The sequence below is a fragment of the Pseudothauera rhizosphaerae genome, from assembly GCF_004801305.1.
Classification (GTDB): domain Bacteria; phylum Pseudomonadota; class Gammaproteobacteria; order Burkholderiales; family Rhodocyclaceae; genus Pseudothauera; species Pseudothauera rhizosphaerae.
The window spans coordinates 63,920-83,534 of the sequence record NZ_SSOD01000008.1; the positions used below are offsets into that span (position 1 = coordinate 63,920).

General features: G+C 68.0%; 15 protein-coding genes and 2 tRNA genes. 7 read left to right on the forward strand and 10 right to left on the reverse strand.

Annotation, left to right across the window (positions count from 1 at the left end):
* Positions 1-28: 28 nt before the first annotated feature.
* From E6O51_RS11510 to nosZ, 6 genes are all read right to left on the reverse strand, one after another.
* Positions 29-844, reverse strand: a complete 816-nt coding sequence (locus tag E6O51_RS11510; protein ID WP_136385134.1) for an ABC transporter permease — start codon at positions 842-844, stop codon at positions 29-31.
* A gap of 14 nt (positions 845-858) precedes the next feature.
* Positions 859-1,827, reverse strand: coding sequence for an ABC transporter ATP-binding protein (locus E6O51_RS11515; RefSeq protein WP_408003410.1), 969 nt, complete (start codon positions 1,825-1,827; stop codon positions 859-861).
* On the reverse strand, positions 1,799-3,079 hold the full coding sequence (locus E6O51_RS11520) for a nitrous oxide reductase family maturation protein NosD (protein WP_136385136.1): 1,281 nt from the start codon (positions 3,077-3,079) through the stop codon (positions 1,799-1,801). Before E6O51_RS11520 ends, E6O51_RS11515 begins: the two co-directional genes overlap by 29 nt.
* A 14-nt stretch (positions 3,080-3,093) precedes the next feature.
* A complete protein-coding gene (locus E6O51_RS11525; RefSeq protein WP_136385137.1) occupies positions 3,094-3,519 on the reverse strand; it encodes a transcription regulator in 426 nt (141 codons plus the stop codon).
* Between the two features lie 19 nt (positions 3,520-3,538).
* Positions 3,539-5,725, reverse strand: a complete 2,187-nt coding sequence (locus E6O51_RS11530; RefSeq protein ID WP_136385138.1) for a NosR/NirI family protein — start codon at positions 5,723-5,725, stop codon at positions 3,539-3,541.
* A 312-nt stretch (positions 5,726-6,037) separates the two neighbouring features.
* A complete protein-coding gene (nosZ, locus tag E6O51_RS11535; protein WP_136385139.1) occupies positions 6,038-7,987 on the reverse strand; it encodes a TAT-dependent nitrous-oxide reductase in 1,950 nt (649 codons plus the stop codon).
* Between the two features lie 207 nt (positions 7,988-8,194).
* Between nosZ and E6O51_RS11540 the strand changes: the two genes are divergently transcribed.
* Positions 8,195-9,490 carry an ATP-binding protein gene (locus tag E6O51_RS11540; RefSeq protein ID WP_230976770.1) on the forward strand — a complete coding sequence of 432 codons (1,296 nt, stop codon included), beginning with the start codon at positions 8,195-8,197 and terminating at the stop codon, positions 9,488-9,490.
* Positions 9,487-10,026, forward strand: coding sequence for a response regulator transcription factor (locus E6O51_RS11545; RefSeq protein ID WP_136385140.1), 540 nt, complete (start codon positions 9,487-9,489; stop codon positions 10,024-10,026). The genes E6O51_RS11540 and E6O51_RS11545 overlap by 4 nt, the downstream gene beginning before the upstream one ends.
* Before the next feature lie 44 nt (positions 10,027-10,070).
* On the opposite strand, the gene E6O51_RS11550 is transcribed toward E6O51_RS11545, so the two are convergent.
* The 3 genes from E6O51_RS11550 to E6O51_RS11560 all read right to left on the reverse strand — a co-directional run bounded on the left by E6O51_RS11550 (position 10,071) and on the right by E6O51_RS11560 (position 11,591).
* Positions 10,071-10,146, reverse strand: a tRNA-Asn gene (locus E6O51_RS11550).
* A 71-nt stretch (positions 10,147-10,217) separates the two neighbouring features.
* Positions 10,218-10,293 (reverse strand) — tRNA-Asn (locus E6O51_RS11555).
* 89 nt (positions 10,294-10,382) lie between these two features.
* Entirely contained in the window at positions 10,383-11,591 is a 1,209-nt protein-coding gene (locus E6O51_RS11560) for an amino acid aminotransferase (RefSeq protein WP_136385141.1), read from the reverse strand.
* Positions 11,592-11,756: 165 nt separating this feature from the next.
* Between E6O51_RS11560 and uvrB the strand changes: the two genes are divergently transcribed.
* Both uvrB and E6O51_RS11570 read left to right on the forward strand, forming a co-directional pair.
* Positions 11,757-13,817 carry an excinuclease ABC subunit UvrB gene (uvrB, locus tag E6O51_RS11565; protein ID WP_136385142.1) on the forward strand — a complete coding sequence of 687 codons (2,061 nt, stop codon included), beginning with the start codon at positions 11,757-11,759 and terminating at the stop codon, positions 13,815-13,817.
* Between the two features lie 13 nt (positions 13,818-13,830).
* On the forward strand, positions 13,831-14,301 hold the full coding sequence (locus E6O51_RS11570) for a low molecular weight protein-tyrosine-phosphatase (protein WP_136385143.1): 471 nt from the start codon (positions 13,831-13,833) through the stop codon (positions 14,299-14,301).
* Positions 14,302-14,382: 81 nt separating this feature from the next.
* Here E6O51_RS11570 and E6O51_RS11575 read toward each other — a convergent pair whose 3' ends face one another.
* Positions 14,383-17,262, reverse strand: a complete 2,880-nt coding sequence (locus E6O51_RS11575; RefSeq protein ID WP_136385144.1) for an Rne/Rng family ribonuclease — start codon at positions 17,260-17,262, stop codon at positions 14,383-14,385.
* Positions 17,263-17,674: 412 nt separating this feature from the next.
* Between E6O51_RS11575 and E6O51_RS11580 the strand changes: the two genes are divergently transcribed.
* From E6O51_RS11580 to E6O51_RS11590, 3 genes are read left to right on the forward strand one after another with little or no spacing between them, the layout of a single operon-like run.
* Positions 17,675-18,634 carry an RluA family pseudouridine synthase gene (locus E6O51_RS11580; RefSeq protein ID WP_136385145.1) on the forward strand — a complete coding sequence of 320 codons (960 nt, stop codon included), beginning with the start codon at positions 17,675-17,677 and terminating at the stop codon, positions 18,632-18,634.
* A complete protein-coding gene (locus E6O51_RS11585; RefSeq protein WP_136385146.1) occupies positions 18,627-19,286 on the forward strand; it encodes an HAD-IA family hydrolase in 660 nt (219 codons plus the stop codon). Before E6O51_RS11580 ends, E6O51_RS11585 begins: the two co-directional genes overlap by 8 nt.
* On the forward strand, positions 19,265-19,615 hold the full coding sequence (locus E6O51_RS11590; protein ID WP_136385147.1) for a Rieske (2Fe-2S) protein: 351 nt from the start codon (positions 19,265-19,267) through the stop codon (positions 19,613-19,615). The genes E6O51_RS11585 and E6O51_RS11590 overlap by 22 nt, the downstream gene beginning before the upstream one ends.

Sequence of the window (19,615 nt, forward strand, 5' to 3'; positions counted from 1 at the left end):
CTGAGGGGTGCCGGCTGGTCGCCGGTCTCTATTTGCGGAAGCGCCAGCTCGCCACGCCCAGGGGGGCGGCGATCCAGCCCAGCATGACCAGCGTGAGCAGCCAGGGCTCGGCCAGTGCCGGCGGGAATACCGTGGCCAGCCCGTACAGGGTGCGCACGTCGTCCATGCCGAAGATGTTGAGGATGCGGAACACGTCGGCCGGGTTGAGCAGCAGCAGCCAGGGCAGCACCTCGCCGCCGGCCTGTCCGCCCGAGAACACGAGAGCGCCCAGCAGTAGCAGGTCGAACACCAGCACGAAGAAGAACCACAGCGCGATGGCCAGCCCCGAGGCGCGGGTGCGGTCGGCGGCGAACACCGACAGCATCACCGCGAGGCTGAGGAAGGCCATGCCCAGCAGCACCGAGCTCACCATGAAGCCGAAGTAGTGCACCAGCGCGGCCAGATCGATCTGGCGCGCCAGCACCAGCGCCACCAGGCCGAAGCCGGCCACGGTGGAGAAGGTGAGGGCGGCGGCGAGCCCCAGGTACTTGCCGAGGATGAGTTCGAAGCGGGTGATGGGCATGGACAGCAGGAGATCGAGCGAACCCCGCTCGCGCTCGCCGACGATGGCGTCGAAGCCCAGCAGCAGGGCGATGAGCGGAATCAGGTAGATCACCAGGCTGACCAGGCTGGCGATGGTGAGCTCGATGGAGCGGAAGCCCACCGCGCCCTGCTGGGCGGCGCCGAAGTAGGCGATGACCAGCGCGAACACGGTGAACACCAGCGCCACGGCCAGCACCCAGCGGTTGCGGATGCGGTCCCAGAATTCCTTGCCGGCGATGGTGGCGACTTGCGAGATTTCCATGGTGTCTGCCCCCGTCAGTCCGAAAAACCGAAGAACACGTCTTCCAGCGACGGTTCGCGCACCGAGAGGTCCAGCACCCGGTCGCCCAGCGTGGCGAGGGCGGCGAACACCGCCATCTTAGCCTCGCGCCGCACCTGCACCGCCACGTGGCCGTCGCGGGCCTCGATGGCGGCCACCGGCAGGCTGCCCAGCGCATCGCGCACGGCGGCGAAGTCGGCGTCGGCCACGCGCACCTCGAACCACAGGGGCAGGTCCATCTGTTCGCGCAGTTCCTGCACCGTGCCGAGCGCTTGCACCCTGCCGGCGGCCATGATGGCCAGGCGGTCCACCCGCTCCTGGATCTCGGCCAGGATGTGGGAGGTGATGACCACGGTCACGCCCTCGGCCCGCAGGCCGCGCAGGATCAGGTAGAACTCGCGGATGGCTTCCGGATCGAGGCCGGTGGTCGGCTCGTCGAGGAAGAGGATCTGCGGGCGGCCGAGCAGGGCCTGGGCGAAGCCCAGGCGCTGGCGCATGCCCTTGGAGTATTCTCGGACGCGGCGGGCGGCGGCATGGGTCAGCCCGACGCGGTCCAGCAGCGCGCCGCAGCCCGCGGCCGGCACGCCCTTGAGGCGGGCGAAGAAGTGCAGCGTTTCCAGCCCGGTGAGGTTGTCGTAGAGCACGACGTTTTCCGGCAGATAGCCGATCCGGCGCCGCACCGCGCGGAAGTCGCGCCCGCCCACGGCGGCGCCGGCTATGCGGATCTCGCCGGCGCTTGGCGGCACCAGGCCCAGCATCATCCTGAACAGCGTGCTCTTGCCGGCACCGTTGTGGCCGATGAGGCCGAAGACCTCGCCGCGCGCCACCGCCAGGTCGACGCCGTCCACCGCGCGCACCGCGCCGTAGTGGCGGGCCGCGCCGCGCGCCTCGATCACCGCGTCGCGGGGCGGGCGGGCGGCGGCCTGGCCGAGGGCCTCAGCGGCTGCCGGGGTAGTGCTTTCCACGCCAGTTTCTCCAGTTGTCGTCATTCGGTTGCATGCGCGGGTTCGGGTCCACCACGCTGGGGGCACGCAGCAGGGGGAATTGCTGGCCGACCAGGCGCAGGGTCTGCACCGCGGGGCTGGCGAGCAGCAGCTTCACCAGCGGGTGGCGCCAGGACAGGCGGTCCACCAGGTCGTTGGCTTCGTAGGGCACGTCGCCCCGTCCGTCGCCGTTGCGGTCCCAGCCCAGGTAGTTGCTCCAGTGGTTGCCGGATTTTTCGCCCCACACCATGTCGCGCGCGCCCACGTAGCGTACCTGCTCGCGGTTGGCGATGAAGTCGTTGTGCTCCACGGCGTTGTTCTTGGAGCCGGCCCACAGGTGCACGCCGACCACGTTGTCGGTGATCAGATTGCCGCGCAGGGTGTTGTATTCGGCATCGTAGATGAAGAAGCCGCGCGAGTTGCCGGCGACGACGTTGTTCTCCACCACCGCGTCCTGGATGGTGCGCAGCATGATGCCGTGGTCGGAATTGGCCCACACGCGGTTGTTGCGCACCACCTGGTCGCGCACCTCCATCAGCGCCAGGCCGCCCCGGTTCATCCACACGTCGTTGTCCTCCCACAGGTTGCGGTAGGAGTTCATGTAGTGGGTGCCGTAGCGGCTGTGGTGCAGCCTGTTGCCGCGGAAGATGGCGTCGTGGGTGACGTCCACGTAGAGCGCGTCGCGCACGAAGCTCACGTTGTTGCCAAACACCCGCGCCCGGCGCGTGTTGTAGAGCTGGATGCCGTTGCCGCGCATGGGCGAGCGGTATTCCCGCTTGCCGGTGATCACGTTGTTTTCGATGAGCACGTCGTCGGCCTGCTCCACCCACAGGCCGAACAGGTTGTAGGTGAGGTCGCAGTGGCGCACCACGGCGCGGTGCGCACCGGGCCGGATGTAGATGCCGGCGTTCTGCTCGCGCAGGCTGTCGCCGGAATCGGTGACGATCAGCCCTTCGACGGTCACGTCCTCGGCGGTGACGCGGATGGTGTCGCCCTTGAGCCCGCCGCTGACCGTGGGGCGGTCTAGCCCACGCAGGGTGAGCGTCTTGCCCACGAGCAGGTTCTCCACGTAGCGTCCGCGGTGGATCTCGATGACGTCGCCGGGGGCGGCGCGCTCGATGGCGGCCTGGATGGAATCGCCCGGCTGCACCTGCAGCGTCGCCGCCGCCGCGAGGGACGGCAGGCAGGCGAGCAGCAGATGAAGCAGGACGGACCTGCCTGGAAGCGGCGTCATGGCGGCGCCCCGCCTCAGAGCACCAGGGCGCCGGTGGACTTGAGCGCGATGAACAGCGTCGCGCCGATCAGCAGGTTCTTGAAGCCCACGTAGCACACCATGTCCATGAGCGTGGCCTTGCGGTAGCGCCGGCCCCACCAGGGGCCTTCCTTGACGTAGGGCTTGGAGCCGAGGCGCACGATGACTTCGAACACGCTCCAGCCGAACCACCAGCCGATGACGGCACCCGCATCCAGCCGGCCGAGGGCGGCGAGGACCCACATCACCGTGGCGCCGGCGGCCAGCGCCAGGCCGGCGGCCTGAAGCGTCCTCTGGCGGGCGAAACCGGTGCGGCTCCAGGGCCACAGGTGGTCCCAGACTTCGGCGGCGATCAGGCCCAGGGCGCCGTGGCCGGCGTAGGGTGGTTCCACCGGGTCGGTGGGCATCGTCGGGTTGACCATGGGATTCTCCTTATTTTCCTCAAACGGTGGCCGGCGTCTTCGCCGGGACCGGCTTGATCGGGATGTAGTAGCCGTCTGCGCCGATGGGCGTGAGCGGCAGGCCCGCCTTGGTGCGGCGCTTGCGTTCCTGGGCCAGCGGCGGGCAGCCGTGCCCGTCAGTGTAGAGCACCATGCAGTCCAGGCAGAGCAGGCATTCACGCTGGTCGATGCGGCCGTCCTTGTCGATGGCCAACGACCCGCAGCCCTTGGCGCAGGCCTTGCAGGTGTCGCATTCCTGCTTGCGCCTGAGACCGAACCAGCGGAAGGTGCTGGGCATGGCGAGCGAGGCGCCCAGCGGGCACAGGTACTTGCAGAACGGGCGCTCGATGAACACGGACAGCCCCAGCAGCCCGGCGGCGAACAGCGTGTAGGGCCAACTGCGGTTGAGCAGGCCGACCAGGAAGGTGGTCTTGAAGGGCTCCACCTCCGCCAGCATCTCGGCCAGCGTCATAGAGAACACCGACACGCCCAGCAGGCCGGCGAACACCGCGTACTTCACCCACTTCAGCCTGTCGTGCAGGGGCTTGCTCAGTTTGAACTGGAAGCGTTTCAGGCCGATGGCGCCGCCCAGCTTGTAAAGCAGTTCGGACAGCGAGCCGAAGGGACACAGCCAGCCGCAGAACAGCCCACGCCCCCACAGGAAGACGGTGACGATGATGAAGATCCAGAACAGGAAGATGAAGGGGTCGGTGAGGAAGAGCTCCCACTTCCACTGGAACAGCAGGGCGTGGAACCAGGTGAGCACCTGGGTGATGGACGGCTGCGCCATCAAGTGGAAGCCCACGTAGCCGATGCTGATCAGCCAGGCACTGTACTTGAAGGCGTTCACCGGCCACTTGTTGAGGTGGGTCGAGGCGCGGGTCAGGCGGTCGCGGTTGGCATACACGATACCCACGGCCACCAGCAGCGCGGCGAAAAGGGCGATTTCCAGCGCCCGGGTCTGCCATACGCGCAGCCAGGGCGGCACCGGCTGTTCGATGTGGGGGCGTCCGCCTTGCAGGTAGTGGGCGGGCAGCCAGTATTCCGTATCGAAGCTGGCGAAGCTGCGCTGGCCGGTGGCGCGGTCCACGCGGTTGCCGAGAAAGGCAAACTTCCACGGCCAGGCCGCCGAAAAGCTCGCGGCCTGGTGTTCCGGGCGGACGATGAAGATGGCCGATTCGTCGTAGGCCGGCGCACCAGCGGCGGCCAGGCCGTACAGGTTGAGGTAGTCCAGGTCGCGGAAGGTGAAGGTGTCCGCGCCCTGGCGGATCTGCACGCGGTCGTAGATACCGCCGCGCACGAAGCCCGAACCCTTGAAGGATTCCTTGCCGCCGCTGCGGATCACGAAGAGCGCGTGCTCGTTCTCGCCCAGGCGCTCCATCAACTTGCGCCAGGGAACGTCGCCCAGCAGGGCTCGGCCCACGTCGGGCTGGTTGAGATAGCCGAACCACAGTTCGATGAAGGGTTCGCCATTGCGCGGCAGGCCGACGTCCTCGGGGCGCACCGTGAGGCGCTGCACGCTGCCTTCCTTCACCAGCGCGGCCCAGTCCGGCGTCCTGCCGGTCTCGATGAAGCGCGCCGGTTCGCGCACCACCGGCTCCAGGATGCCGACCTGGCGCGCCACGGCGGTGCCGGAGGTCATCATCACCTGGTTCTGGGCGATCACCGTGACGGTGGCGCCGGAGATGGCGTCCAGGCCGATGATTTCCTCTTCCGGGCGGGTGCGGCCGATCTCTATCTTGTCGCCGACGAACTTGCCCAGGTACTGGTCGTTGAACTTCACCAGCGCGGACTCGGGGATGCCCAGCAGCAGGATGGGTTCGGAGTGTTTGAGTATCTTCACGCCGGCGAAGCGGCCGGTGCTGTCCATGCCGATCAGCGTGATCACCGGCTTGCCGGAATAGGCGGGGATGTCGGTGATGTCGGTGGACAGCATCACGTAGCCTACCAGCTCGCGCTGGCCGTCCTTGTGCGCGTAGCCTTCGACGTAGAAGGGGCGGCCCTTGCGTTCGGAGAATTCGGTGGCGCCCGGCAGCACTTCCGTACAGGGGGCAAGGCGGCACAGGTCGGGGGCGGTGTTGAGCTCCGCGGGCAGTTCGGCGTTGTAGGCGTCCGCCAGGGCGAGGGCGGAACACAGCGCCAGCGCTGCTCCGGTGAGCAGTTTTCTCAGGGGGGCTGGCATGTTCATTTTCGGATCGTCTTGCAGCATCGGGGTGTGAAGGCTTGCGCGCCGGGGCGGCTGCGCGCTTTTTTTGGGGCAACTCTAGAAGCGGGTGCCGGGGCTGTACTTGTTCCCGATCAATTCCGCCCGGCCGGCATCGTGTGCTGCGGGTTTGCGGGATTCAGGATACGCCCGGCAGACGGAAAAAAAGCGAGGGGCGCGGGGCCCCTCGAAGAGATCACCCGATCGACCCGCTCCTTGCGGAGCGGCTTGCACTGGCCGGGGCGCGAGCCCCGGCCGGGTGCCAGGTGACGCAGCGGATTGGATGGCGGTGCCCGTTCAGGCTTCCACGATCATCCGGCCGCGCATTTCCAGGTGCAGGGCGTGGCAGAAGTGGCTGCAGTAGTACCAGTACACGCCCGGCTTGTCGGCCTTGAAGGTGACCGACGCGGTTTCCTGCGGATTGACGATGAAGTTGATGTTGTACTTGGGCACGGCGAAGCCGTGGGTGAGGTCCTCGATCTTGTCCAGGTTGGTCAGGATGATGGTCACCTCGTCGCCACGCTTGACCTTGAACTCGCGCGGATCGAAGGCCGGCGCCTGGGAGGTGATCTTCACCGTGACCTTGTTGCCGTTGCGGAACACGCCGCCTTCCTTCGGGTCCTTCACCGCCAGCGGGAAGTCGTCCAGCGAGTACACCTGCTTGGGCTGGAGCAGTTCGCGCTTGAAGATGATGAAGTCGTGCGGCTCCGGGCGTACCGGGTGGTCGGCGAACAGGTGCATCTTGTCGCCGGAGATGTCCACCAGTTGCTCGTTCTCGGGGTGCAGCGGGCCGACCGGCAGGTAGCGGTCCTTGGAGAACTTGCACCCTACCGACAGCCACTGGCCGTCGGCGAAGGCCGTCTCGGATTGCGAAGCGTTGAGGTGGCCCGGCTGGTACTGCACGTCCAGGCGGTCCACCACGTATTGCGCGCTGGTGTCGCCGTTATGGAACTTGATCGCCGCATCCACGTTCCACTTGACCACCTGGCTGTCCAGGAACAGCGTGGTGTAGGCGTTGCCGCGGCCGTCGAAGGCGGTGTGCAGGGGGCCGAGGCCCAGTTCGACTTCGGCGACGATGGCCTTGTCGGGGTCGTCCAGCTTGCCGTCGAACCAGTCCAGCACCTTGGCCAGTTCGATCACCGAGGCGGTGGGCGACAGTTTGCCGGCGCAGATGAAGTACTTGCCGTCCGGGCTGGCGTTGACGCCGTGGGGGTTCTTCGGCACGGAAACGTAGGCGGTGAGCGCCGTGGCCGGGTCCGCGTTGGCCGCGCGGGTGCCATCGACCACCGGCACCTTGGAGTCGCCATAGGTGGCGAACTTGCCGTCCTTCACCGCCTGCTCGATGCGCGCGATGTTGAAGAACAGGCACGCGTCGCGCTCGGACGACATCATGCCTTCATAGTGGTAGCCGCCCTCGATGTTGTACTGGTTGGTGGCGGCCAGCTTGCCGTCGTAGGAGGTCGCGGTGAGGTCGCAGTTGCCGTCGATCAGTACCTGCCAGCGTACCGCCATGGTCTCGGCATCCACGCAGGTGAACAGCGAGCGGTACTTTTCCGGGTTGTCCGCGTCGCGGCCGTCGTTGGGCAGCGGAATGTGGAACTCGGCGCCGGCGAAAACGCGGGTGGTGTAGTTGATGGCGGGATCGACCGGATCGCGCTTGTCCGGGAAGATGCCGTGGAAGCCCTGGATGTTCGGGATCTCGGTGATCTTGTCGCAGACGAAGTAATCCAGGCGGATGCGCGCGATGCGGCTGTTGATCTTGTCGTTGATCCAGGCGTAGCGGCCGTCGTAGTTGCCGTCCTTGTACGAGCCGTGCACGTGGTGGGTGTCGCCCACGGTGTATTTCAGGCTGCCGTCGGGCTTGGTGCCCATGATGGCCTTGGACTCGTTGGTGATGCCCCAGCCGACCAGGGCATCCGGCACGAAGCACGGAATGCGGTGCAGTTCGCGGCCCGAGGGCAGGCCCAGCACGCGCAGGTCGCCGTTGTGGCCGCCGGACCACAGGCCGTAATAGGTGTCCAGTTCACCCGGGGCGAGGTGGTACTTGCTGCCGCCGGCCTTGGCGGCAGTCACGCTTCCGGCAGCGGGAGCCGGTGCGGGTGCGGCGGCCTGCTCCTGCTTGCAGGCGGACAGGCCCACCGACAGGCCAGCGCCGGCCAGGCCGGCGAAGGCGGCGGTGTTCAGGAACTTGCGTCGACCGGGATCGGGCTGGGCGTCGAGCATGTTGTTGGTGTGATCGTGCTTCATGGCTTTGCGCTCCCTTTCTACAGTGGTGATCGGTGATCGTCCCGGCACGGCCCGAAGTCGGGTCCGGGGCTCGCGCCTGCGTCAATTTGACGCTGCGACGATTTGTCGCAGATGGACTCTATCCAACCCAACATGGGGAAGCCTTGATTTACGACAAGAACGGGAAACTCACCGGAACGGGGGTGTTCGGCCTCGCGGAGAGGCGGGGTGCTGCGCATAATGGCGCCCATGCCGCATCCGCCTTCCGCCCCGCCTCCGCCCGCGCACAGGCACGGCCGCAGCCAGATCGCCCGCCTGCTGGTGTTGCGCTGGCTGTCGGTGGCTGCCATGGCGGCCGCCACGCTGGCGCTGCCGCCGCTGCTCGGCGTGGAATTGCCGCAGGCGCGCATGCTGGCGGTGGCCGTGGTGCTGGCCGGCTGCAATCTGGGGACACTGGCCTGGCTGGCCGGGCGGCCGGCTCCGCCCGGCCCATGGGCGCTGTTCACCCATCTCGCGGTGGATATTGCGGGCTGGAGCGTGTTCCTCTACCTGAGCGGCGGCGCCACCAATCCGCTCATCTCCCTGTTCCTGCCCCTGGTAGCGATCGGCGCGGCCATCCTGCCCGCGTTCCAGGGCTGGCTGCTGGCGGCGCTGGCGGTGGCGGCCTATTCGCTGCTGTGGCACGTGAACCGGCCCATAGCCTTCCGCGCCACCGCGGATGCGATGCACTGGCACCTGACCGGCATGTGGATCACCTTCGCCCTTTCGGCGCTGGTGGTGGTGTGGTTCGTGGCCCGCGCCACCGCCGCTCTGCGCCGGCGCGAACGCGAGCTGGCCGCGGCGCGCGAGGCGCAGGCGCGCGACGAGCAGATCCTCGCGCTGGCCAACCTCGCCGCCGGCGCCGCCCACAAGCTGGGCACGCCGCTGGGCACGCTGCGCATCCTGGCCGACGAACTGGCACGCAGCGCGCCACCGGGTGCCATGCGTGAGGACCTCGAACTGATGCGCGCGCAGATCGAACACTGCAAGCGCATCCTCGGCGGGCTCACCGCCGACGCCGGGGCCTTGCGCGCCGAAGGCGGCGGCGCGCTGCCGGCCGACGACTGGATGCGCACCGTGGTCGACCGCTGGCAGGCCTTGCGCCCGCACGTGCCGGCCCGCCTGACCTGCGCGGAGAGTCTGGCCGGAGAGCGCATCGTTGCCGACGCGACGCTGGGCGAAGCCCTGCACACGCTGATCAACAACGCCGCCGACGCCAGCCCGGGGGCGGTGGAGATCGAGGCCGGGCTGGCCGATGGCGCGTTGCGCGTCGAGGTGCGCGACCGCGGCCCCGGCATCGCGCCGGCGCTGCAGGCCGAACTGGGGCGCGCCCCGCTGGGCGCGCACGAGGACGGCATGGGCATCGGCCTCTTCCTCGCCCATGCCGCGCTCGCCCGCCTGGGCGGCACGCTGGCGCTGCTGCCGCGCGCGGGTGGTGGTACGATCGCCCGCCTGAGTGTGCCGCTGGAGCGTATCCGCTCATGAACGAAACCCGTCCCCATCTGCTCGTCATCGACGACGACGCGGTGTTCAACCGCGTGCTGTCGCGCGCGCTGACCCAGCGCGGCTTCGCCGTGTTCAGCGCCCACAGCCAGGCCGAGGCCCTGCAGCTTGCCGACGCGCACGAACCGGAGTTCGTCGTGCTCGACCTCAACCTGGACGGCGAATCCGGCCTCAAGCTGATCGCGCCGCTGCTGGGCATCAACCCCCATGCGCGCATCCTGGTGCTGACTGGCTATGCCAGCATCGCCACCGCGGTCAATGCGGTGAAGCTGGGGGCGGTGCAGTATCTGGCCAAGCCGGCCGAAGTGGAGGCCATCGTCAAGGCACTGCAGGCCGCCGAACTGGTCGTCGAGGACGAGATCGACACGCGCCCGCTGTCCGTGGACCGGCTCGAATGGGAGCACATCCAGCGCGTGCTGACCGAACACGGCGGCAACGTATCGGCCACCGCGCGCGCGCTCGACATGCACCGCCGCACCCTGCAGCGCAAGCTGGCGCGCCCGCCGGTGAGAGGCTGAGCGTAAACGCACGAAAGCCGGTCGAGTGACCGGCTTTCGTGATCTGGCTCCCCGACCTGGGCTCGAACCAGGGACCTGCGGATTAACAGTCCGTCGCTCTACCGACTGAGCTATCGGGGAATAAACGCTTGATGCAAACCATATCGGAGGCTTGCTGAAAACCGCCGTGACGGCGGTTTTTCTGAATTCTTTGGCTCCCCGACCTGGGCTCGAACCAGGGACCTACGGATTAACAGTCCGGCGCTCTACCGACTGAGCTATCGAGGAACAGAGCCGCGCATTCTAGGCAAGGCGCGGTATGGCGTCAAGGCGAGGGCGGCGTTTTTTCCTGCTTGCCGCCGCCCTGCGGACGGGTTTCAGACCTTGACCACTGCGGCAATCGCCTTGGCCACGTAGCCGATGTTCTTCGAGTTCAGCGCGGCCAGGCAGATGCGGCCGGTGGACACGGCGTAGATGCCGAAGTCGCTCTTCAGCTTCTCCACTTGGGCGGCGGTCAGCCCGGTGTAGGAGAACATGCCGCGCTGCTTGATGACGAAGGAGAAGTCCTGAGCCACGCCTGCGGCTTTGAGTTGCTCCACCAGGCCGGTGCGCATGGCGCGGATGCGCTCGCGCATGCCGGCCAGTTCGTCTTCCCACTGCTGGCGCAGTTCGGGGGAGTTCAGCACCGCGGCGACGACGGCGCCGCCGTGGGTCGGCGGGTTGGAATAGTTGGTGCGGACCACGCGCTTGACCTGCGACAGCACGCGCGCCGATTCGTCCTTGCCGGCAGTGACGATGGAGAGTGCCCCGACACGCTCGCCGTACAGGGAGAAACTCTTGGAGAAGGAGCTGGAGACGAAGAACTGCAGGCCGCTGGTGGAGAAGGCGCGCACCGCCACGGCGTCGGCGGCTATGCCGTCGGCGAAGCCCTGGTAGGCCATGTCCAGGAAGGGCACCAGGCCGCGGGAGCGGCAGGCGTCGACCACCTCGTTCCACTGGGCGTCGGAGAGGTCGGCGCCGGTGGGATTGTGGCAGCAGGCGTGCAGCACGACGACGGAGCCGGGGGCGAGCGATTCCAGCCTGGCCTTCAGTCCGGCGAAGTTCACGCCGCGGGTGGCGGCGTCGTAGTAGGGGTAGGTTTCCACCGGGAAGCCGGCGGATTCGAACAGGGCGCGGTGGTTTTCCCAGCTCGGATCGGAGATGTACACGGTGGCGCCCGGCAGCAGGCGCTTCAGGTAGTCGGCGCCCACCTTCAGCGCGCCGGTGCCGCCCAGGGCCTCGACGGTGATGACCTGGCCGTTGGCGATGAGGGCGGAATCCTTGCCGAACAGCAGGTTCTGCACCGCGCCGTTGTACGCGGCCAGCCCTTCGATGGGCTGGTAGCCGCGCGGCGGCTGGGCTTCCAGGCGGGCCTTCTCGGCGGCGCGCACGGCGGCCAGCAGCGGGATCTTGCCGTTGTCGTCGTAGTACACGCCGACGCCCAGGTTCACCTTTTCGGCGCGGGTGTCGGCGGCGAAGGCCTCGTTCAGGCCAAGGATCGGGTCACGGGGTGCCATTTCGACGGCGGCGAAGATCGAGGCGGGCATGTCGGCTCCAGTCAGGGGTGGGGCGTGCTGCCGGACGGGCGAACCGGACTGCGTTTGGGCGGTCCCTATGCCGTGCCTTGGCACGCAAAATGATCAATAATCCTCGTTTGCCACCGCGCCGGAAACCCTGCGGCAGGCACCCGAAAACAAAGTGAAAATTCTAGCATGACGAACCCCGACAGCGCCCGCGTGATCACCTTCGAGGGCAGCCCGTTCCGCCTGCACCAGCCGTTCCCGCCGGCGGGCGACCAGCCCGTGGCGATCGCGCAACTGGCGGAGGGGCTGCAGGACGGCCTGATGTTCCAGACCCTGCTCGGCGTGACCGGCTCGGGCAAGACCTACACCATGGCCAACGTCATCGCCCAGTGCGGCCGGCCGGCCCTGGTGCTGGCGCCCAACAAGACGCTGGCCGCGCAGTTGTACTCGGAGTTCAAGGAGTTCCTGCCCGAGAACGCGGTGGAGTACTTCGTCTCCTACTACGACTACTACCAGCCGGAAGCCTACGTGCCCTCGCGCGACCTCTTCATCGAGAAGGATTCCAGCATCAACGAGCACATCGAGCAGATGCGCCTGTCGGCCACCAAGAGCCTGATGGAGCGGCGCGACGTGGTGATCGTGGCCACCGTGTCCTGCATCTACGGCATCGGCGACCCGGTGGACTACCACAGCATGGTGCTGCACCTGCGCGAGGGCGAGCGCATCGCCCACCGCGACCTCATCGCCCGCCTGGTGGCGATGCAGTACACCCGCGCGGACATGGATTTCCGCCGCGGCACCTTCCGCGTGCGCGGCGACGTGATCGACGTGTTCCCGTCGGAAAACGCGGAGCTGGCGGTGCGCATCGAGCTGTTCGACGACGAGATCGAGCATCTGACCCTGTTCGACCCGCTCACCGGCCACCTCAAGCAGAAGATGGTGCGCTTCACCGTCTATCCGTCCAGCCATTACGTGACCCCGCGCGCCACGGTGCTGAAGGCCGTCGAGGCGATCAAGGAGGAGCTCAACCAGCGGGTGTCCTTCTTCCAGCGCGAAGGCAAACTGGTGGAAGCGCAGCGCATCGAGCAGCGCACCCGCTTCGACCTGGAGATGCTCAACGAAATGGGCTTCTGCAAGGGCATCGAGAACTACTCGCGCCATCTCTCGGGCCGCGCGCCGGGCGAGCCGCCGCCGACGCTGATCGACTACCTGCCGTCCGACGCGCTGTTGTTCGTGGATGAATCCCACGTGACCGTGCCCCAGGTGGGCGGGATGTACAAGGGCGACCGCTCGCGCAAGGACAACCTGGTGGAATACGGCTTCCGCCTGCCCTCGGCGCTGGACAACCGGCCGCTCAAGTTCGACGAGTTCGAGCGCCTGATGCCGCAGACCATCTTCGTCTCCGCCACGCCGGCGGCCTACGAGGAAGAACACCAGGGCCAGGTGGTGGAGCAGGTGGTGCGCCCCACGGGGTTGACCGATCCGGTGGTGGAGGTGCGTCCGGCGATCACCCAGGTGGACGACCTGCTGGGCGAGATCCGCCGCCGCGTCACCGCCGAAGAGCGCGTGCTGGTCACCGTGCTGACCAAGCGCATGGCCGAGGATCTCACCGACTACCTGGCCGAGCACGGCGTGCGCGTGCGCTACCTGCATTCGGACATCGACACCGTGGAGCGCGTGGAGATCATCCGCGACCTGCGCCTGGGCGAGTTCGACGTGCTGGTGGGCATCAACCTGTTGCGCGAGGGCCTGGACATCCCCGAGGTGTCCCTGGTGGCCATCCTGGACGCGGACAAGGAGGGCTTCCTGCGTTCGGTGCGCTCGCTGATCCAGACCATAGGCCGCGCCGCGCGCCACATCCACGGCACCGCCATCCTTTACGCGGACGTGATGACCGACTCCATGAAGGCCGCCATCGGCGAGACCGAACGCCGCCGCGCCAAACAGATCGCCTTCAACGAGGCCAACGGCATCACGCCGAAGACGGTGACCAAGCGCATCAAGGACATCATCGACGGCGTTTACAGCACCGCCGAGGGCGACAGGCGCGATGCCGCGCGGGTGGCGGAAGCCGGCGCCGACTACGAAGTGATGGACGAAAAAGGGCTGGCCCGCGCGATCAAGAAGCTGGAAAAGGCCATGCAGGAGCACGCCCGCAACCTGGAATTCGAAAAGGCCGCTGCGGCCCGCGACGAACTGTTCCGCCTGCGCCGCCAGGCCTTCGGCGCGGACCAGCACGGCAGCCTGTGACCGAGAGGGGTTCATGATGAAGGTATTGTTCATCTGCACCGGCAACATCTGCAGATCGCCCACCGCCGAAGGTGTGGCCCGGCACTTCATCGAAGCCGCCGGGCTGGCCGGCGAGATCGAGGTCGATTCGGCCGGTACGCACGGCTACCACGTGGGCGAAGCGCCCGACCCGCGCGCCCGCAGGGTGGCCACGCGGCGCGGCTACGATCTCGATCGCCTGGTGGCCCGCCGCCTGGAGGCGGCCGACTTCCAGCGCTTCGACCTGCTGCTGGCGATGGACCGGGGCCACTACGAGGCTATGCTCAAAATGAGCCCCGAGGTCTACCACCCCAAGGTCGATCTCTTCATGCGCTACGCGCAGCGCTTCGATTTCGACGAAGTGCCCGATCCCTACTACGGCGGCGAGGCCGGTTTCGAGGCCGTGCTCGACATGTGCGAGGACGCGGTGCAGGGCCTGCTTGCCGCGCTCGCCCTGCGGCGCTGAGCGTCGGCCACGAAGCGTAGCGCGGCGGGCAAGAAAAGAGGCGGGTCATCCCCGCCTCCTTTCCCGCCTTTAGGACGTGGCTCAGTCCTTGTGCGCGGTCTCCACCTGCTGCAGCGGCTCGTTCGGCAGCGGTTGCGCCGGGCGCGGACGGCGGCCGAGGGGCTGCGCCGGTTCGGCCGGCTGGGTCTGGAAGGCGGCGGCCTTGTCGTGGCTGGTCTCGATCATCACCAGGCCGCTCTGTTCCAGCGTGTCGCCCAGATCGATGGGCGCGGCCGGCGAGCGCGAGGGCTCGGTGTCGGCCGGCACCGCCTCGGTAAACGCGGCGGGTTGGACCGGCGCTTCCTGGGGGGCTTCCACGCTGGTTTCGGGAACCGGCGCTTCCGCTTCGACCACGGCCTCGGCGGCCTCGGCCGTTGCAACGGCTTCCACGGCTTCGCCGGCGGCGAGGGTTTCGGCGGCCGGTGCTTCCGCAGCAGCCGGCGCGGCGGCTTCGACCGCGGGGGTCGCAGCCGCAGGCGCTTCGACCGGCACTTCAGCCGTCTCGGCGGGAACCGCTTCGGCAGCGGTTTCCTTCACCGGCAGCGGCAGCGGCGCGGCTTCGCCGACCGGGCTGACCGCTTCGACCGTGCCGGCCACCACGGGCAGTTCGGCCGCGGCGGTTTCGGCAGCCTCTCCGGCGAGCGTGGCAGCACTCTCGGCCTCAGCAACGACCAGCGCGCCAGCCTGTTCACCTTCCTCGTTCACCGGGGCTTCGCCGGCGGCAAGCTGGGCCTGTTCGCCGTTGCCGCGACGGTCGCGGCGCCCGCGACTGCGGCGGCGGCGCTTCTCACCGCCGTTTTCCTCGGCAGCCGGTGCACCGGCCACTTCGGCGGCAGCACCGACGGCTGCGGCGGCGGCGACGTCGGCTGCTTCGATGACCGGCAGCTCGGCGGCCTTCTCGGCGACGGCTTCGGAACTGCGCGGCTGACCGCGTCCGCCGCGGCCCTGGCGGCCGCGGCCGCTGCCTTCGGCACGTTCACCGCGCTCGGCGCGCTCACCCCGTTCCGCGCGCTCCGGACGCTGGGGCTTCTCGCGTTCGGCCTGTTCGGCCTTTTCGGCACGGACCGGACGGCCGGCAGCAGTTTCCTCGCGCTCGCCGCGCTGGCCTTCGCGCCGGCCGTTGCGGCTGCCGCGGCGGTTGTCGCCGCGCCCGCGGGTTTCGCGCTTGGGCGTGGCCGGGGCGGCCGGCTGCGCTGCGGCGGCCGACGTGCGTTCGCCGCGCAGCCAGGACATCAGGCGGCCGAACAGGCCGACCTGCGCCGCTTCGGCGCGCGGCGCCGCGGCGGCGGGGCGGGGTTCCACGGTGGGCGCCGGCTGTTCGGGCGAAATGCCCTTGACCGCGGCTTCCGGGCGGGCCGGCTTGCCTTCGCCCGGCTTGGCCGGCAGACGCTCGCTCGCTTCTTCAGGCTTGGACGCCATCTGGTAGCTCGCCAGGGCGATGTCCTCGGCGTTGAGCTGGTCGTGGCGCAGGCGGATGATCTCGTGCTGCGGCGTCTCCAGGTGACGGTTGGGGACGATGATGAGCTGGATCTTGTGGCGCATCTCGATGCGCGCGATGTCCACCCGCTTCTCGTTGAGCAGGAAGGTGCCCACGTCCACCGGCACCTGCAGGTGTACGGCGCCGGTGTTCTCCTTCATCGCTTCCTCTTCGAGGATGCGCAGGATGTGCAGGGCCGACGATTCCGTGCTGCGGATGTGGCCGGTGCCGTTGCAGCGCGGGCAGGGGATGTAGCTGGTTTCGGCGAGCGCCGGGCGCAGGCGCTGGCGCGAGAGTTCCAGCAGGCCGAAGCGGCTGATCTTGCCGGTCTGCACGCGGGCGCGGTCGTGGCGCAGGGCGTCGCGCAGGCGGTTTTCCACCTCGCGCTGGTTCTTCTGCGACTCCATGTCGATGAAGTCGATGACGATCAGGCCGCCCAGGTCGCGCAGGCGCAGTTGGCGGGCGATTTCGTCGGCCGCTTCCAGGTTGGTGCGGAAGGCGGTTTCCTCGATGTCCGCACCCTTGGTGGCGCGGCCGGAGTTCACGTCGATGGACACCAGGGCCTCGGTGTGGTCGATGACCACCGCGCCGCCGGAGGGCAGGTTCACCTGGCGCGAGTAGGCGGACTCGATCTGGTGCTCGATCTGGAAGCGCGAGAACAGCGGCACGTCGTCGTTGTAGCGCTTGACGCGATTGACGTTGTTCGGCATCACGTGCGCCATGAACTGGCGCGCCTGCTCGAAGACGTCGTCGGTGTCGATGAGGATTTCGCCGATGTCGGGCTGGAAGTAGTCGCGGATGGCGCGGATCACCAGGCTGCCTTCCTGGTAGATCAGGAAGGCGCCGGCCTGCTGCTGGGCGGCGCCGTCGATGGCGCGCCACAGTTGCAGCAGGTAGTTGAGGTCCCACTGCAGTTCCTCGGCGCTGCGGCCGATGGCCGCGGTGCGGGCGATCAGGCTCATGCCGTTGGGCACTTCGAGCTGGTCCATGACCTCGCGCAGTTCGGCGCGCTCGTCGCCTTCCACCCGGCGCGACACGCCGCCGCCGCGGGGGTTGTTGGGCATCAGCACCAGGTAGCGGCCGGCCAGCGAGATGTAGGTGGTCAGCGCGGCGCCCTTGTTGCCGCGCTCGTCCTTCTCCACCTGGACGATGAGTTCCTGGCCTTCGCGCAGCGCTTCCTTGATGCTGGACTTGGCGTCGGCACCGGGCTGGTAGTAGCTGCGGGCGATTTCCTTGAACGGCAGGAAGCCGTGGCGCTCGGCGCCGTAATCCACGAAGGCGGCTTCGAGGCTGGGCTCGAGGCGGGTGATGACCGCCTTGTAGATGTTGCTCTTGCGTTGTTCCTTGGCGGCCGATTCGATATCGAGGTCGATCAGTTTCTGACCATCCACGATTGCGACGCGCAGTTCCTCGGCCTGCGTCGCATTGAAAAGCATGCGCTTCATTTTTGATCGTTCTCCCGCGAAGCACCCACGGGCAGGACGAACGGCGCGCACCATCGCGCTTTACGGGATCAGGAGCGGTTGGGTAGGGCTACTTGCATCCGTCTGGGTTCAGGCTGTGATGGGTCGGCTGGTCGATATTCTCTTGTTCCCCCGGCGCAGCCGCTGTGCGGGCCGCCGCGCGGGAACATTTGATTCCTGCGTGTGAGTGACGCGTCAAGGTCCAGCGGTGAAGCTGGAGTGTGTCGAAGATTGCGGTTTGCGCTAACATCGACGCCTTTTTGGGCGCCGACGCGGCGCTTCGGAAGTTCGGGAGCTCACCTGTAGGGCTCATCGTCGTCCGACCGCCTGCGCTGTTCATGCAGCAGGGGCGTCGACGCAACCGGAACAAGCCGAGCGGCAAGTATATTTCAGGATGACGATACAAGGCAAAGCGATTGCGGTGCGGCACGAGCGGATCGACGAGGCGTCGGCCGGCCAGCGTATCGACAACTGGCTGATGCGCATCGCCAAGGGCGTGCCCAAGAGCCACATCTACCGCATCCTGCGCGGAGGCGAGGTGCGGGTAAACGGCCGCCGCGTGCAGCAGACCTACCGCCTGGCCGAGGGCGACGAGGTGCGCATCCCGCCCATCCGCGTCGCCGAGCGCATGGCCAGCGCCCCGGCGCCGGCCGGCAAGCCCTTGCCAGTAGTGTGGGAGGACGACGCCCTGGTGGTGGTGGACAAGCCCGCCGGCAAGGCCGTGCACGGCGGCAGCGGGGTGAGCTACGGCGTCATCGAGCAGTTGCGCAGCCAGCGCCCCGAGGCGCGCATGCTGGAACTCGCCCACCGGCTGGACCGGGAGACCTCCGGTCTGCTGATCGTGGCCAAGAAGCGTTCCGCCCTCATCACGCTGCACGACATGATGCGCGAAGGTCGCATGGAAAAGCGTTACCTGGTGCTAGTGGCCGGACGCTGGAACAACCCGCTGCAGCATGTGAAGCTGCCCCTCTACAAGTACCTGACGCCCGAGGGCGAGCGCCGGGTGCGGGTGAGCGAGGAGGGCAAGCCCTCCCACAGCATCGTGCGCCTGCTGCGGCGCTGGCGGCGCTTCAGCCTGCTGGAAGTGGAACTGAAAACCGGCCGCACCCATCAGATCAGGGTGCATCTGACCCACTTGGGTTTCCCCCTTGCCGGCGACGACAAGTACGGGGACTTCGCCCTCAACAAGCAACTGGAAGGAGAGGGGCTGAAGCGCATGTTCCTGCATGCGGCCAGCCTGCGCTTCCGTCATCCGCTCACGGGCGAGGAGATCGCCCTGAGCTCGCCGCTGCCGGACGAGTTGCAGCAATTCATCGATCATCTGGACGCCGAGGATGCCCCGGAACATGGCTGAACAACGCTTCGAACTCATCGTCTTCGATTGGGATGGCACGCTGCTCGATTCGGCCGGCGCCATCGTCGCCGCCATTCTTGCCGCCTGCCGCGACCTGGGGCTGCCCGAGCCGCCGGAGTCGCGCGCGCGCCACGTCATCGGCCTGGGGCTCGCCGACGCGCTGCGCCACGCCGTGCCCGAACTGCCGGAAAGCGACTACCCGCGCATGGTGGAGCGCTACCGCCATCATTACCTTGCGCGCGATCAGGAACTGGCGCTGTTCCCCGGCGCCTTCGAGATGGTGGAATCCCTCGCCGCGCGGGGGCGCATGCTGGCGGTGGCCACCGGCAAGAGCCGGGTGGGACTCAACCGCGCGCTGGAACATTCCGGGCTGGGGCCGTTCTTCCACGCCACGCGCTGCGCCGACGAATGCTTCTCCAAGCCGCATCCGGCCATGCTGGAACAACTGCTGGACGAACTGGGCGTGTTGCGGGCGCAGGCGCTGATGGTGGGCGACACCACCCATGACCTGCAGATGGCGAAGAACGCCGGCGTGGCCGGACTGGCGGTAAGCTTCGGCGCCCATCCGCGCGCGGTGCTGGAAGCCGAGCAGCCGCTCGCCTGCCTGGACACGCCCCAGGCCCTGTCCGCGTGGCTGCGCGAGAACGCCTGATCTGCACATCGGCCGCCCTGGCCGACGGCGGCGACGGCGTGCGCTTCGAGGTCGCCCGCCACGGGGCGTGCGAGCCGGCCTTCGCGGTGCGCTACTGCGGCCGGGTGTACGCCTATCTGAACCGCTGCGCCCATGTGCCGGTGGAGCTCGACTGGGAGCTGGGACGCTTTTTCGATCTCACCGGCCACTACCTGATCTGTGCCGCCCATGGCGCGCACTACGACGTGCGCGACGGCCGCTGTGCAATGGGGCCGTGCAAGGGCGCGCGCCTGCAGGCGGTGGAGGTGTTCGAACGTGACGGCGCGGTGTTCGTGCGCGAGGAAGCCTGA